The organism is Arthrobacter sp. KNU-44, assembly GCF_051843155.1.
In the GTDB taxonomy this organism is placed as follows: Bacteria; Actinomycetota; Actinomycetes; order Actinomycetales; family Micrococcaceae; genus Arthrobacter.
Genome location: NZ_JBPXNG010000002.1, coordinates 1,434,690 through 1,448,856, shown reverse-complemented (window position 1 = coordinate 1,448,856; position 14,167 = coordinate 1,434,690). Strand labels below are relative to the sequence as shown.

Annotated in this window: 11 protein-coding genes and 2 pseudogenes; 8 read left to right on the top strand and 5 right to left on the bottom strand. The window is 65.0% G+C overall.

From position 1 onward, the window contains the following. Positions 1-5 precede the first annotated feature (5 nt). The 3 genes from ACSVHC_RS07535 to ACSVHC_RS07525 are packed head-to-tail and all read left to right on the top strand — an operon-like array spanning position 6 to position 3,150. Positions 6-1,226: a tyrosine-type recombinase/integrase gene (locus tag ACSVHC_RS07535; protein ID WP_439180390.1), complete on the top strand. Its 1,221-nt coding sequence runs from the start codon at positions 6-8 to the stop codon at positions 1,224-1,226. Then, positions 1,223-2,164, top strand: coding sequence for a tyrosine-type recombinase/integrase (locus tag ACSVHC_RS07530; RefSeq protein ID WP_439180391.1), 942 nt, complete (start codon positions 1,223-1,225; stop codon positions 2,162-2,164). Before ACSVHC_RS07535 ends, ACSVHC_RS07530 begins: the two co-directional genes overlap by 4 nt. Next, entirely contained in the window at positions 2,161-3,150 is a 990-nt protein-coding gene (locus tag ACSVHC_RS07525; RefSeq protein WP_439180392.1) for a tyrosine-type recombinase/integrase, read from the top strand. The genes ACSVHC_RS07530 and ACSVHC_RS07525 overlap by 4 nt, the downstream gene beginning before the upstream one ends. Positions 3,151-3,231: 81 nt before the next feature. Here ACSVHC_RS07525 and ACSVHC_RS07520 read toward each other — a convergent pair. Continuing rightward, a pseudogene (locus ACSVHC_RS07520) lies at positions 3,232-4,029 on the bottom strand (IS256 family transposase); the annotation flags it as partial. A 324-nt stretch (positions 4,030-4,353) separates the two neighbouring features. Between ACSVHC_RS07520 and ACSVHC_RS07515 the strand changes: the two are divergent. From ACSVHC_RS07515 to ACSVHC_RS07500, 4 genes and pseudogenes are all read left to right on the top strand, one after another. Beyond that, a complete protein-coding gene (locus ACSVHC_RS07515) occupies positions 4,354-4,848 on the top strand; it encodes an SRPBCC domain-containing protein (RefSeq protein WP_437772457.1) in 495 nt (164 codons plus the stop codon). Next, positions 4,817-5,287, top strand: a pseudogene (locus ACSVHC_RS07510) (GNAT family N-acetyltransferase); the annotation flags it as partial. The gene ACSVHC_RS07515 and the pseudogene ACSVHC_RS07510, both read left to right, overlap by 32 nt. A 54-nt stretch (positions 5,288-5,341) precedes the next feature. Next, a complete protein-coding gene (locus ACSVHC_RS07505; protein ID WP_439181379.1) occupies positions 5,342-6,760 on the top strand; it encodes an FAD-binding oxidoreductase in 1,419 nt (472 codons plus the stop codon). 132 nt (positions 6,761-6,892) lie between these two features. Next, positions 6,893-8,212 (top strand): MFS transporter, encoded by a 1,320-nt coding sequence (locus ACSVHC_RS07500; RefSeq protein WP_437772458.1) that lies wholly within the window; start codon positions 6,893-6,895, stop codon positions 8,210-8,212. 201 nt (positions 8,213-8,413) lie between these two features. Here ACSVHC_RS07500 and ACSVHC_RS07495 read toward each other — a convergent pair whose 3' ends face one another. Beyond that, on the bottom strand, positions 8,414-9,640 hold the full coding sequence (locus ACSVHC_RS07495) for an amidohydrolase family protein (RefSeq protein ID WP_437772459.1): 1,227 nt from the start codon (positions 9,638-9,640) through the stop codon (positions 8,414-8,416). Further along, positions 9,637-10,488, bottom strand: a complete 852-nt coding sequence (locus ACSVHC_RS07490; RefSeq protein WP_437772460.1) for an ABC transporter permease — start codon at positions 10,486-10,488, stop codon at positions 9,637-9,639. The genes ACSVHC_RS07495 and ACSVHC_RS07490 overlap by 4 nt, the downstream gene beginning before the upstream one ends. Positions 10,489-10,661: 173 nt before the next feature. Here ACSVHC_RS07490 and ACSVHC_RS07485 point away from each other — a divergent pair, with 173 nt between their 5' ends. Further along, positions 10,662-11,333: a GntR family transcriptional regulator gene (locus tag ACSVHC_RS07485; protein ID WP_439180771.1), complete on the top strand. Its 672-nt coding sequence runs from the start codon at positions 10,662-10,664 to the stop codon at positions 11,331-11,333. A 9-nt stretch (positions 11,334-11,342) separates the two neighbouring features. On the opposite strand, the gene ACSVHC_RS07480 is transcribed toward ACSVHC_RS07485, so the two are convergent. Together ACSVHC_RS07480 and ACSVHC_RS07475 are read right to left on the bottom strand one after the other, a co-directional pair. Beyond that, complete coding sequence (locus ACSVHC_RS07480) at positions 11,343-12,752, bottom strand: DUF4032 domain-containing protein (RefSeq protein ID WP_439180770.1); 1,410 nt, start codon at positions 12,750-12,752, stop codon at positions 11,343-11,345. Between the two features lie 144 nt (positions 12,753-12,896). Then, a complete protein-coding gene (locus ACSVHC_RS07475) occupies positions 12,897-13,979 on the bottom strand; it encodes an ABC transporter ATP-binding protein (RefSeq protein ID WP_234751365.1) in 1,083 nt (360 codons plus the stop codon). Between the last annotated feature and the right edge of the window lie 188 nt (positions 13,980-14,167).

Genomic DNA, 14,167 nt, shown 5'->3' with positions numbered 1-14,167 from the left:
ACGTCATGGTCAAGGTATTGCGGTCGTTCGTGCGGGGACCCTTGGAGCCGCACGTCGAAGGGTTCGCCGGGCAATTGCTTCGACAAGGGTATTCGCGGGCCTCGGCCGAGCAGCAGGTCTGTTTCGTCGCGCATCTGGACCGTTGGATGCAGGGTGCGGGCGTCGGTCTAGGCGATCTGAATGGGGTGGTGCTTGACCGTTACCTGGCCGAGAGACGTGGAGCTGGCTATCGAGAATATCGGTCGGTCAAGGCGTTGCAGCCGCTGCTGGACTACCTGGTTCCGCTTGGAGTGCTGCCTGTCCCGCGTGAGGTTCCGTTGGGGCCGGTGGAGGAGTTGTTGGCCGACTTCCGCGGCTGGCTGCTCCGTGAGCGGGGTCTTACCGAGGGCACGGTTCGCGGCTACGTCGACTGCGTGCGGCCTTTCGTCGCGGGTCGCCTGCGCGGTGAGGTGCTCGACCTTGCCGGCCTGACCGCAGCTGACGTCACCGGGTTCGTGCGGACTGCTTGTCCCGGACGGGCTGTCGGGTCGGCGAAGTTGATCGTGTGCTCGTTGCGGTCGCTGCTGGGCTGGTTGCATGTCACCGGCCAGGTGCCCATGTCGCTGGCCACAGCGGTGCCGTCGGTGGCGGGTTGGCGGCTGTCAGCCTTGCCGAAAGGACTCGAGCCTGACGAACTGCGGCGTTTGCTGTCCGGCTGCGATCGGCGCACCACGGTCGGTCGGCGCGATTTCGCAGTGATGCTGCTGCTGGCGCGGATGGGCCTGCGCGCTGGCGAGGTCGCAGCTCTCGGGTTGGACGATATCGATTGGCGCCGCGGTGAGGTGGTGATAGTGGGGAAAGGCAACCGGTCCGAACGATTGCCACTGCCCGATGAGATCGGCGCGGCGATCGCGGCTTACCTTCGCCGGGGCAGACCTGCCGACGCCGAGGGACGCAACGTCTTCGTTCGTGTTCACGCCCCGCACCGGCCATTGACCACCGGAGGCGTGACCATGATCGTGTTCGACGGCGCGCAACGCGCAGGGCTCCCCAGAATGCACGCCCACCGGCTGCGCCATACCGCTGCCACCGCGATGCTGCGCAGCGGCGCCCCGCTGACCGAAGTCGGGCAGGTCCTTCGGCACCGGTCAGCGATGTCCACGGCGATCTATGCCAAGGTCGACCACGCGGCTCTGGCCGTGCTGGTCCGGCCCTGGCCCGTCGACCCGGCCAGTGGTCTGTCATGAGCCGGCTTCTGAATGAGCAATTGGCTGACTACCTGGGGCTGCGCCGTGCGCTGGGTTACCGGTTGGCCCGGCCGGAGAAGCTGCTCCGCCAGTTCCTCGATCATCTCGAGCAGGCCGGCGCGGATGTCGTCACGACCGAGGCGGCGCTGGACTGGTCGCGGCTGCCTGCCAACGCAGACTCTAACTGGCACGCCTATCGGTTGTCGGTGGTTCGTGGCTTCGCCACCTACCTGCGCACCCTCGATCCGGTGCATCAGGTCCCAGCCCCGGACATGCTGCCGCAGCGGCCGCACCGCGCGAGCCCGTACTTGTATTCCGACGCCGAGATCGCAGGGCTGATCGCCGCGACGGCCACGCTACGCACCCCATTGCGGCGGGCCACGTTCTCGACGCTGATCGGTTTGCTTGCCGTGACCGGCATCCGCGTCGGCGAGGCGATCGCATTGAACCAAGATGACCTGGACCTCACGCAACGGCGGCTCCTGGTGCGGTTTGGGAAGTTCGGTAAGACCAGAGCGCTGGTGCTGCACCCAACGACAGCAGACGAGCTGCGCGGCTACCAGCAGCTGCGTGATCGGCTTGCCCCGTCGACCGGGACGTCGGCTCTGCTCGTATCCACGGCGGGAACCAGACTGATCTACTGCAATGTCCACCACACGTTCAAGCAGTTGTCCCGTCTCGCCGGTCTGCGACCGCGATCCGGGTCATGCCGGCCCCGCATCCACGACCTTCGGCATTCCTTCGCCGTGCGGTCGATGCTCGACGCCTATGCAGCAGGCCAGGACGGGCAGACCCGCCTGACGCTGCTGTCCACCTGGATGGGCCACGTCCATCCGGCCAGCACCTACTGGTATCTATCCGCATCGCCCGAGCTCATGGCCTTCGCCGGGCAACGCCTCGACGCATACCTCGCCGACCAGTCAGCAGGCCGGTCATGAGCGCCCTCGCCCCGACCTTGGAAGCGTTCTTCACCGACCGCCTTATCCGGCAGCGGAACGCCAGCGCACACACAGTTGCCGCCTACCGCGACAGCCTGCGGCTGCTGCTCGGATACGCCTCGGCACAGACAAGGCTCACGCCGTCAGCACTGGATCTATCCGATCTCGACGCACCGTTGATCGCCGGCTTCCTCGATCACCTCGAACACGACCGGGGCAACAGCATCCGCACCCGCAACGCCCGCCTGGCCGCGATCCACTCCTTGTTCCGGTTCGCCGCAATGGCCCACCCCGAGCACGCCGCCAGCATCGCCCGGGTGCTGGCAATCCCGCCAAAACGCTTCGACCGGGCCCTGATCACCTACCTGAAAGAGGCCGAGATCAATGCGCTTCTCGCCGCCTGCGACCGAACCACCCGGACCGGCAGACGCGACCACGCGCTGCTGCTGCTCGCCGTTCAGACCGGGCTACGGATCTCCGAAATCACCGGGCTCACCCGCGCTGACGTGCACCTTGGCACCGGCGCGCACGTCGCTTGCCACGGCAAAGGGCGCAAAGACCGGATCACCCCGCTGACCAGCGGCACCATCACCGTCCTCCGCGGCTGGATCAACGAACAGCACGGCGACCCCAACAACCCCCTGTTCACGACCCTCCGCGGCGCGAAGCTCAGCCACGATGCAATCGAGCACCGAATCGCCCACTACGCCAGCACAGCGGCCGCCGCCTGCCCATCACTGCAGGGCAAAACGATCACAGCACACGTGCTCCGGCACACCTGTGCCATGCGGCTCCTGCACGCCGGCGTCGACACCAGCGTGATCGCGCTATGGCTCGGTCACGAGAGCGTCGACACCACGCAGATCTACCTACACGCAGACCTCGAACTCAAGGAGAAGGCCCTGGCCAGAACCAAACCACCCACCGGCCGGGCCGGCCGATACCAGCCGCCCGACAGCCTCATCGCCTGGCTCGAAGGGCTCTGATTATGCCGACCTCGCCAGCGTCAGACCCCTGTCCCGCAAAGGATCCCGCGACCACATCGGCATAATCCGAAGGTCGGCATAATGCACGATGCAGGTCTGGACCACGGCCAGAGGCCAGACGGTATTGATTGCTTCCGGCAGACCCTTCAGGCCGTCGCAGACGATGATGCAGACATCTTCCACGCCCCGGTTCTTGATCTCGGTCAGTACCGCGAGCCAGAACTTCGCTCCTTCCCCGCCGTCACCGGCCCACAGCCCCAGGATGTCCCGTTCGCCGTTGGTCGTGACACCGATAGCGACATAGATGGGCCGGTTGGTGACCTGCCCATCGCGGACTTTGACATGGATGGCGTCGATGAACATCGCCGGGAGCACCCGGTCCAGGGGCCGGTTCTGCCATTCGCTCATTTCCCCGACGATCTTCTCGGTGATCCTGGAGATGGTGTCCTTGGAAACCTTCGCGCCGAACACGTCAGCGAAGTGGGCGGCGATCTCCCCGGTTGTAAGACCTTTCGCGCTCAAGGACAACACGATTTCGTCCACACCGGTCAGCCGGCGCTGTCGCTTCTTCACCGTCTGGGGATCGAACGTGGAACCGGTGTCTCTGGGCACGTCGATTTCCACCGGTCCGATCTCGGTCAGCACGGTTTTGGTACGGGTGCCGTTGCGTGAGTTCCCGCTCCCGCGACCTGCCACCTCGTGCTTCCCGTATCCCAGATGCTCGTCCATTTCCGCTTCCAGAGCGGTCTCCAGGACGTTCTTGGTCAGTTTGTTCAACAGCCCGCCTGGGCCGACAAGCTCCAACCCCTGTTCCTTGGCCTGGGACAGGAGCTGCTGCGCCAACTCTTGCTGATCCACCTCAGTCGCCATGGGACCCATGGTCTCGCTCATGATCAGTCCTCCCCGCCAGGCAAAGCCCGGCGTGTCAGGCCAACCCCGGATCCACCGTTATTCCGACACTCCCTCGGGGCCACACCCCCGCTCACCCTTGAGGCGGACCGCGGCCCCCCCTGCCCCCACCCACCCCCAGCAGAAATGAGCCGGCGTCCGGCCGGGACCCGGCATATGTGAGCCGGCGTCCGGCCGGGACCCGGCATATGTGAGCCGGCGTCCGGTCAGAACCGGTTATATGTGAGCGGGCGTTTGCGGGGAGCGCGTCGCGCCCGGAGTCGCGGGGGTCGCTGGGCGGTAAAGTTGGTGCACATGGAGAGCCTCTTTAGTCACCTCGCGCCGGACTCCGAACCCCAGCCGGAGCAATCCGGTGAGCTGGACCCGGTAGTGTGCACCGTCGTCGTGCCTTCGCCGGTGGCGCATGCTTTCAAGGGCTTCACTGATCACCCGCATCTTTGGTGGCCGATGGAGGACCACAGCGTCTACGGGGCGGGTTCGCACGTTGAGTTCGAGGAGAATTTGATCCTGGAGACAGCTGATGACGGACGTACCTCGATCTGGGGCACGATCGACGATTGGCAGCCGCCGTTGTCCTTCCATGCGAGCTGGTATCCGGGGCGTACCGCGATGTGGTCTACGGAACTTCGAGTCGCCTTCCGGGCTGTTGACGGAGGCACTGAAGTTCGCCTGGTGCACGACGGCTGGGAAGGCGCCGAACACCCAGCGCAGACCCGTGCAGACTACGCGGCTGACTGGCCGGGAGTTCTTGATCGCTATGTCCGGTTCATGGGCGGCGGCAGTGAATAGAATCCGTCGGCTGCAAGCGGCTGACTGGCGGTTGCTTCGCGACGTTCGGTTGGAGATGCTGTCGGACACCCCGATGGCCTACGTCGAGAGCCTCGCGGCCGCTCGGCGCCAGACTGACACTCAATGGCAAGAGCGCGCAGCAACGATGTCGAGCGACTCGAGCATCACCCTCGTGGCGGATGACGGTACTGACGGTAGCCGGATCAGTGGACTCATGCGCGTGGTCGTCAAGCAGCCGCAGGATCCTTCCCAGGCTCTACAAGCTATGTTGATCAGCGTCTACGTTGCACCTGAACACAGAGGCTTGGGCCTGGCCGACCAGTTGCTTGATGAAGCTTGCGCAGTAGCAGGCGCGGAGCTTGGAGCCGGCGTGATAGAACTGGGGGTCCACGAGGATAACGCCCGCGCGAAGGCGTTCTATGAGCGGCATGGATTTGAATACACCGGTGCAAGCCGGCCGTATCCGCAGGACAAAGCGAGGTTGGAGATCGTCATGGCCCGGCGGATTCCGCACTCTGGGCAGATCCAGCAGAGCAAAGGCCCTCACGAGTTCATCGATGAGCTAGCGGTCGCCCTTGCTCCAGGGCAAATCGCCGTCGACGAAGACACACGCACGAGCTATGCGGCAGACCTGGGACCAGTCTTGGACTTGCAGCTGCCCCTGGCTGTGGTGTTCGCCGAATGCGTTGAAGACGTGCAGCATGCGGTGCGCAGTTGCGCCAAGCACGGGGTTCCGATTGTTGCCCGCGGCGCCGGCACCGGGGTTTCCGGCGGCGCCCATGCCAGCCAGGGGTGCATCGTACTCAGCCTGGAACGCATGAACCGCATCCTGCAGCTCAACGCGGATGATGAGACCGCCGTCGTCGAACCTGGCGTGGTGAACGCTGACCTCAACGCGGCAGCGGGTGAACACGGCCTGATGTACGCGCCGGATCCCGCGAGCTACAAAATGTCCACGATCGGCGGCAATGTGGCCACGAACGCCGGCGGCTTGCGTTGTGCCAAATACGGCGTGACCAGGGACTCTGTGCTGGCGCTCGACGTCGTCATGGCCGACGGCTCGCTGATCCACACAGGGCACCAGACCTTCAAAGGTGTGGCCGGATACGATCTCACGGCGTTGTTTGTGGGCTCGGAGGGCACCCTCGGGATCGTGGTGGGCGTGACGGTGCGCCTGCGCTACCTGCCCCGCGAGGTACAGACCGTGGCGGCCTTCTATCCGGACTTCCGCGGTGCCGCGGCCGGCGTCCTGGCTGTCGGAAGGGCACGCGTCCAGCCTGCCATCATGGAAATGCTCGACGCCGGAACGCTGGCCCAGCTCGACGAACTGTACGGTTCGGACCTCGGAGAACGTGGACAGGCGCTGCTGCTGATCCAGACAGACGGTTTCGGAGCTGCCGCCGAGGCAGCGCTGGTGCGGGAAGTGCTCGCTGCCGGCGGCGCCGCCGTGACGGCGGAATCGAATGCGGAAGCCGATAGGCTCATTGAGATGCGGCGGTCGAGTCGAGGCGACGAAGTGGACAACGAATACCGGGTAGGCGAGGACGTCGCCGTTCCGAGGTCACGGCTTGTCGACTACGTGGCCGCGCTCGAGGCCATGGCCATTACCCACGATGTCCGGCTCAAGGTGGTGGCCCACGCCGGCGACGGCAACCTGCACCCCACCTTCTGGGTGGACCGGGTGGACATGGAAGTGGACGCGGACGCCATGACCCGACTCAACAAGGCCCTCGACGACTCCATCGATGCCGCGCTGGCGATGGGCGGAACCATCACGGGCGAGCACGGGGTGGGGCAGTACAAGCTCCGCTGGCTCGGCCTTGAGCAGCCCGGGCCCATCCGCGAGTTGCAGCATCGCATCAAGGAGCTTTTCGACCCAGCCGGAATCCTCAACCCTGGCAAGGCCATCTAAGCCGTTGGTATTCCAAATCTGATCGCCAAGATCTCGCGTCACACATATCTGCTATTTTCATCGCAGTTTACTTTGCCCAAGGATGCCCCTAATCTTATTTGGTATACCAAATTGGGGCCAGGGAGGCAATCAATGGGACAAGCACAGCCGCCGCGCCGCGGTACTTCCGCCAAGGCCGGTCGGAGGACCGCGTGGGTACTCGTTGCCCTGGCGCTTGTCTCCATCAACCTCCGTCCTGCCATTACGACCATCGCCGGCACCATGGGGCAACTGCAGGCAGGGTTCGGACTCGACGCGCATTTACTGCCGCTGCTTGGAGCCTTGCCTGTACTTGCGTTCGGCGTCTCGGCTCCTTGCGGTCCATGGCTGGCCCGTCGCCTGGGGACTGGCAGGGCCGTTGCGGCGGCACTCCTGACATTGGCCGCCGCGCTGCTTGTCCGCGTACTCGTGCCCGGACTGTTGCTGCCCGGAACCTTCCTGGCAGGAGCATCCATCATGACTGCCAGCGTGCTGGCGCCACAGATCGTCAAAGCAAACCGCGGTACGGGATGGTGGACGGGGCTGTGCACCATGGGCTTCGGGCTGGGGGCGGCGCTCGGCGCCGGGCTCGTCCAGCCGCTGCAGCAAACGCTCGGCGGAAGCCTCGCCGGGGCACTGGCCGTCTGGGCCGTCCCCGCCTTGCTAGGGGCCGCGCTGATCCACCGCGCCGGTCAAACAGCCCGGCGTCCCGACGGGACCGGCGAGACCGGCGAGACCGGCGGAGCGGCGTCGGGCGCTGGCCTACAGGAGACGACGACGGCGGACGTCGCCACGCGGGAAGCCGGCACCATCCCGCTGCGGAAGCAACGGACGGCCTGGACCGTGACCGCATTCTTCGGGCTGCAAGCCATGCTGTATTTCGCCGTTACCTCGTGGCTCGCGGTGTTCCTGGTGTCGAAGGGCCAGACGGCGGCCGACGCGGCAGGGCTCCTGGCGTGGTTCAGCGTCGCAGGGCTGCCCGCTAGCCTGCTGGCTCCCGTTCTCGCTGGGCGTCGCGCGGTTCTGAAGGTCATGGCTCCTGGCCTCGGACTTCTTGTCGCGGCGGCTTTGATAGGAGTCCTGACGGCGCCCGTAGCTTTGCAGTTCCTCATGGTCGGCCTGTTGGGAATCGCCCAGAGCGCCGGCTTCGGGCTGGGAATGGCGTTGGTGGTCATCCGCTCGGCAGGGGCAGAGAGCGCCGGCAGCCTATCCGCCATGAGCCAGGGCTGGGGCTTCGCGCTGGCCTCCCTGGGGCCGTTGGGGGCGGGATTCCTGCATGAGTGGTCCGGAGGCTGGGACGTTCCCTTCTGGGTCTTGGCCGCGGAAGCGGTGCTGCTCGCGGTGGCCGGTTTCCTCGCCGTGCGCGGGCCCGCCGTCTCGGTGGCAGCCGCCGAGATGGAGCACCTTGGCGAGCCCGCCGCCGTCGGGCGCTAGCCAGGGGGGCAGGGCGCAAACCAAATCACGCACGGGCCTCCCACTCGGCCCATCTGACTAGCAGTAGTTGTCGTTATGAGCCCCCATAACGACAACAAATGCTAGTTAGTTGGGCAGACGCTGGCGCCGTCGTCGGGCGCTAAGCCTTAAACAAAGAGCCGGTCCCTCGCACGAGGGACCGGCCACTTTTTTGTGCGGAAATTAGACGAGCTCGAGCTGCTCTGCCACGACCTTTCCGCGGTGGATGACAGTGCGGTCGGTGCCGCGGTCCATGACGGCGGAGGCGACCGTTTCGCCGTCGAGCAGCAGGAGTTCGGCGGGGTCGCCGACCTCGACGCCGGGGCGGTGTGCCGTGCCCTTCAGGCGGGTGGCGGACGGGTCAAGGATGCTGGCGCCGCCTACCGTGGCGATCGCGAGGCAGTGCTCGATGAGCTCGTCCTTGCGGAAGCCGTGGGTGAAAGCGAGCTGCCAAGTGCGGTCGAGCATGTCGGTGTTGCCGTAGGGGGACCAGTAGTCGCGCTGGCCGTCCTCGCCCAAGCCCATCCGGACGCCGGCTTCGGCGAGCAGCGGGATGGGAAGCTGGCCCGCCACTCCGGCGGAGCCCGGCGCCACGGACGCCATGGAGATGTCCAGCTCGGCGAACTCTTCGATGAGGCGGCGCGTGGTGGCCTCGGAGACGCTGCCCAGCTGGTACGCGTGGGACATGGTGACCTTGCCCTGCATCCCCAGGGCGCGGGTGCGCTCGATGACCAGGTCCGTGCTGAAGACGCCGAGCTCACCGGGCTCGTGGAGGTGGATATCAATGGGGACCTGGTACTTTTCGGCCAGTCCGAAGACGATGTCCAGGTGGCGGGCGGGGTCGCGGTCCAGGCTGCAGGGGTCGATGCCGCCCATGACATTGGCGCCGGCCTTGAGTGCCTGGTCCATGAGGGGTACGGTGCCGTCCTCAAGGAGGAGGCCGGCCTGCGGGAACGCGATGATGTCGACGTCGGCCTGCCCTTTGAACTGCTCCTTGGCGGCCATCACGGCATCGAAACGCTCGAGGCGGCAATCGACGTCGATCTGGGCATAAGAACGGACACGGGTGGTGCCGCGAGCGATCATCCGGCCGAGGGTGTTGTTGACCCGTTCCTGTAGCGGGATCTCGGCGTTGCGCCAGTTCTGCCGGTCGTTCATCATCATGGTCCATACGCCCGGGCCGCCGGTGTGTTCACGGAACGGAAGACCGATGCGGGTGGAGTCCAGGTGCACATGGACGTCCGAGAACGACGGCACGAGGATGCGGCCGCGGCCCTCGACGACGGATGTGGTGCCAGGAACCGCTCGCGCCGGGTCATGGGCTTCGACGCCGGTGATCTTGCCGTCCGTGATGAGGACGTCGCTCAATGCTTGTCCCCAGGGGCGGACGGCGCGAATCAGGGTGTTCAATGTATTGCTCCTTTGATGTTGGATCTATTGCACACCAGCGAGAGCTGCAGATTCCAGACCTGCGTGATGGCAGGCCGGGGCAGCCGCGCTGGCTGGTCTCGGGACTTCGCTAATGCAGCGTTGCTGCTGTTCCGCGCCCAGGGTGCCGAACAACGGACACCGGGTGCGGAAGACGCAACCGCTGGGTGGGTTTGCCGGCGAGGGCAGATCTCCCCGAACTCGCGCTCGCGGAGGCTCAGCAGCTGGCCGCGCACGATGCGGGCGAGGTATGCCCAGCCGAAGAAGCCCAGAATGATCACGAGCGAAGCCATGGGAAGGAAGCTGCCTTGGCCCAGCGGGGTGTCGCGCAACCGTGACTGCAGGATGGGTGTCAGCGAAAGGATCAGCAGGAGGTGCGGGAAGGCAAGGAAGAGATCCATGATCCGGCTGATGATGGCGTCCGTCTTGCCGCCGAAGTAGCCCGCGGCTGAGGCGAGCCGTGCAAACAGGTCACGGCCCAGTCCGGGTTCCACGCCCAGCCAGTGGCTGGCCGAGGGGTACATGTATCCCGGGAGCGGCAGCCCGGGAGTCTGGAGGTCGTCCAAGACGTCGGGGCTGGTGTTGGACGTGAACGGATCGTTGCCTGACATGGCACTGAGCAGCGGGCCGAGGATGGCGAACAACATGATGGCCACCACCACGCAGAGGCTCAACAAGGCGATCTTGCTGCGACGGATCCGCAACCACGCGGTGGCCAGAAGCGATCGCGCCTCGGCGGTGGGTCTATTCGGGGCCGTACTGGGGGATGGACTCGCAGCCGTAGCTTCGACGGTGGACTGTAGCTGGGTCAACGGGGGTGCTCGATTCATGATCCAAGGAGCGGACTCCGGATTTTTTGTATACCAAAAATAGACTAGAGCAGGTTTGATGGGATGTAAATCACAAATATCGCACTATCTGGAATACCAAAAAGCTCTCTTTCCGTCCGTGTATGCTCGGGTGGAACGCAAGACGATGGGGAAGGGAAGGGTGGCCGAAGCCGATGCCCGAAACGTTGACAACCCGCGACGACGAAGCCCTGGCCGAACAGGTCTACCAGCTGGTTCTTGAGGGAATTGTGGCGGGGAGATACGAACAGGGCGCGCGGCTGCGCGAACGGGAGCTCTCCGAGCTCTACAACGTTTCACGGATCCCCGTGCGGGAAGCCATCCAACGCCTCGAGCAGGATGGCTTCGTGGAAACCTTCCCTCGCCGGGGCGCAGTGGTGCGCCAATTGACGCTCACCGACGTCAATGAACTCTTCGACGTACGGCTCTGCCTGGAAACGTTCGCGGCCCGCATGGCGGCCGTCCGCGTCGCGGCGGGCGAACCGGGCGGCCGCCTGCAGGAACTCCTCGACGACACAAGGCAAGCGATCGACGACGACCGGACCGATGACGTCGTGCGCCTCAGTGCGGCGTTCCACGCCGAAATCGTGCGGCTGTCCGGCAATCGGCTGCTGATCGAATCGGTCAAACCGTTGTTCGGCCGCATGCGCTGGATCTTCGGGCTCGCGCACAACCGCAGCAACGAACTCCAGCGCGACGAGCACATGGAACTGTGCAACGCCATCCTCGGCGGCAAGGCCGATCTCGCCTACACCCTGGCGTACTCCCACATCGAGCTCGGGCGTGAACCGGTGCTTAGGGGACTCTCGCAGACGTTGGAGCCCTGAACCTCAGCGCTAGTCGTCGGAATCCGGGTATTCGTCCTCGTCGTACCGGGATTCCTCGGTTTCAGCTACAAGGATCTTGAGCATCGCCGTGTCCGGATTGAGCATGATGGCAGCCTCGTCGCGCCGGTGGCGCAGGATGGTGTCCAAGTAGGACTGCACGGCTTCAGCCAGCGGGATGTGGCTGTCCTGCTTCTGGCTCATGTACCAGCGGTGTTCGAGGACTTCGTGGACCACTTCCGCCGGCTCAAGCTTGCCTGCGAGGTCGCGCGGGATGGACCGGACGATGGGCTCGAAGATCTGGCTGACCCAGGTATGGGCACTGATTTCTTCGTCCATGTCCGGGTTGTTGTCCGCCCGGAATGAATCCATGTCATTGAGCAGCCGGCGGGCCTGGTTCTCCTGGGCGTCCAGGCCAGTGAGGCGGAGCAACCGCCGCTGGTGGTGGCCGGCGTCGACGACCTTGGGCTGAAGCTGGATGGTGGAGCCGTCCGCCGTGGTCTTGATGGCGTATTCCTCGACGTCGAAGCCGAGTTCGTTGAGGCGGCGGATGCGCGCTCCGACGCGCCAGCGTTCACCGAGCTCGAACGATTCCTTTTCGGTGAGTTCGGCCCAAAGCCGGCGGTACGAGTCCATGATGAGCTCCGACGTTGCCACCGGGTCCACCTTCTCCTCGATCAGGCCGCCTTCGAGCAAGTCCATGAGTTCCCCGGCGATGTTGACGCGGGCGATCTCCAGATCGTACTCACGCTGGCCCACCGACAGATCGGGGTACAGCTCGCCCGTCTCGGCATCCACGAGGTACGCGGCGAACGCGCCGGCGTCGCGGCGGAACAAGGTGTTGGACAAGGAAACGTCGCCCCAATAGAAACCGATCAGGTGCAGGCGCACCAGCAGCAGCGCCTGGGCGTCGATAAGCCTTGTGAGGGTGTCACGGCGCAGCATCTGGGAGAAGAGCGCCCGGTACGGCATGGAGAACTTGAGGTGCCGGGTGACCAGCACGGGGTTCAGGGGCCTGCCGTCAACAGTGGTGCGGCCGGTGATGACCGCGACCGGCTCGACACAAGGCACATCCATTCGTGCCAGCTTCCGGAGCATGTGGTATTCGTGCCGGGCAACGTGCTCGGACGTTTCCTTGATGGCGATGACGGAGCCGGCCAAGTGCGCGAAACGGACGATGTGCCGGGAAATACCGCGCGGCAGGGCGGCCAGGTTCGCTGCTGGCCAGTCTTCGAGTGCGATGTGCCAGGGCAGGTCCAGTAGCTCGGGATCCGCTGCAGCGGCGGTGATGTTGAGGGATCCGATCACACCCGCCGGCGGAGCAATGTCATTGGCGCTGGCAGCCTCGGTGCGCGGGAGTTTGCCGATCTGCGCGTAGTCGGTGGGTTCGTCATGCCACTTGGCACCGCTTTGCTCGGTCATGGAGTCAATTCTTCCGTATGGAGGCTGCTGTTAACGACGACGGCGGCCCGTCCACTCGGAAGGGCCGCCGTCGCTTCGATATTAGGGCCCACGCTGGCAGGGTTCCCTGGCCGAAGCGGAGCGAGGTTAGGGGACTGGTGGGGACTAGTCGCCCAGGCGCAGGCCCGACTTGGTGTCGAACAAGTGCACGTGGCCCGACTGCGGACGAACGAAGATGGACTCGCCCTTCATCGGGGGGCGGCGGCCGTCGACGCGGGCCACGATGTCGTGGCTCTTGCCGTCAAGCGTGGTGTGGCCGTAGACGTAGGCGTCGGCGCCGAGCTCCTCGACGACGTCAACCTCAACTTCGAGGCCTTCGCCGGCACCAACGGTCTCGAGGTCTTCCGGACGGGAACCGAGCGTGACGGTCTTGCCGTGTGCCTCTTCGAGGACATCGTGCGGTACCGGGTAAACGGTGCCACCGAACTGGACGCCGCCGTCGACGACGGGCAGCTCGAGCAAGTTCATGGCAGGCGAGCCGATGAAGCCGGCAACGAAGACGTTCTTCGGGCGGTCGTACAGGTTGCGCGGGGTATCTACCTGCTGCAGCAGGCCGTCCTTGAGAACGGCAACGCGGTCACCCATGGTCATGGCCTCGACCTGGTCGTGGGTCACGTAGACCGTGGTAACACCGAGGCGGCGGGTCAGGGATGCGATCTGCGTACGGGTCTGGACACGGAGCTTCGCGTCCAGGTTGGAAAGGGGCTCATCCATGAGGAAGACCTGAGGGTTACGGACGATTGCGCGGCCCATGGCAACGCGCTGACGCTGGCCACCGGAGAGTGCCTTCGGCTTGCGGTCCAGGTAAAGCTCGAGGTCAAGAAGCTTGGCTGCTTCGCGGACACGCTCCGCGCGCTCCTCCTTGGAGACGCCGGCGATCTTCAGTGCGAAGCCCATGTTGTCCGCAACCGTCATGTGCGGGTACAGAGCGTAGTTCTGGAAGACCATTGCGATGTCGCGGTCCTTCGGCGGGACGTCTGTGACGTCGCGGTCACCGATCAGAATGCGGCCGGAGTTTACATCCTCGAGGCCTGCGAGCATGCGCAGGGAGGTGGACTTACCGCAACCGGAAGGTCCAACAAGGACCAGGAATTCGCCATCGGCGATGTCGATGTTGAGCTTATCGACGGCGGGCTTATCTGTGCCCGGGTACAGACGCGTAGCGTTATCAAAAGTAACTGTTGCCACAGTTATCAATCCCTTCACCGGCAGGTACGTGCCGGACGATCCGTTGTGAATGGTTCATGTTTATTCAGTTGGGCTCCCCGCCCTGGGCTAGGCCCGGGCAAGGGAGACTGAGTGACGCCGCACGGTAGTTGTGCGCCACATCACAACCTAGAGTATGGCAGTAGCTCGGGGTATTCGCCTAAATGTTA

Excerpts from the sequence above, each read along its gene's own strand:
- ACSVHC_RS07530 (WP_439180391.1), top strand. The coding sequence starts at position 1,223 with ATGAGCCGGCTTCTGAATGAGCAATTGGCTGACTACCTGGGGCTGCGC.
- ACSVHC_RS07500 (WP_437772458.1), top strand. The coding sequence starts at position 6,893 with ATGGGACAAGCACAGCCGCCGCGCCGCGGTACTTCCGCCAAGGCCGGT.
- ACSVHC_RS07490 (WP_437772460.1), bottom strand. The coding sequence starts at position 10,488 with ATGAATCGAGCACCCCCGTTGACCCAGCTACAGTCCACCGTCGAAGCT.
- ACSVHC_RS07515 (WP_437772457.1), top strand. The coding sequence starts at position 4,354 with ATGGAGAGCCTCTTTAGTCACCTCGCGCCGGACTCCGAACCCCAGCCG.
- ACSVHC_RS07525 (WP_439180392.1), top strand. The coding sequence starts at position 2,161 with ATGAGCGCCCTCGCCCCGACCTTGGAAGCGTTCTTCACCGACCGCCTT.
- ACSVHC_RS07505 (WP_439181379.1), top strand. The coding sequence starts at position 5,342 with ATGGCCCGGCGGATTCCGCACTCTGGGCAGATCCAGCAGAGCAAAGGC.
- ACSVHC_RS07480 (WP_439180770.1), bottom strand. The coding sequence starts at position 12,752 with ATGACCGAGCAAAGCGGTGCCAAGTGGCATGACGAACCCACCGACTAC.
- ACSVHC_RS07535 (WP_439180390.1), top strand. The coding sequence starts at position 6 with ATGGTCAAGGTATTGCGGTCGTTCGTGCGGGGACCCTTGGAGCCGCAC.
- ACSVHC_RS07485 (WP_439180771.1), top strand. The coding sequence starts at position 10,662 with ATGCCCGAAACGTTGACAACCCGCGACGACGAAGCCCTGGCCGAACAG.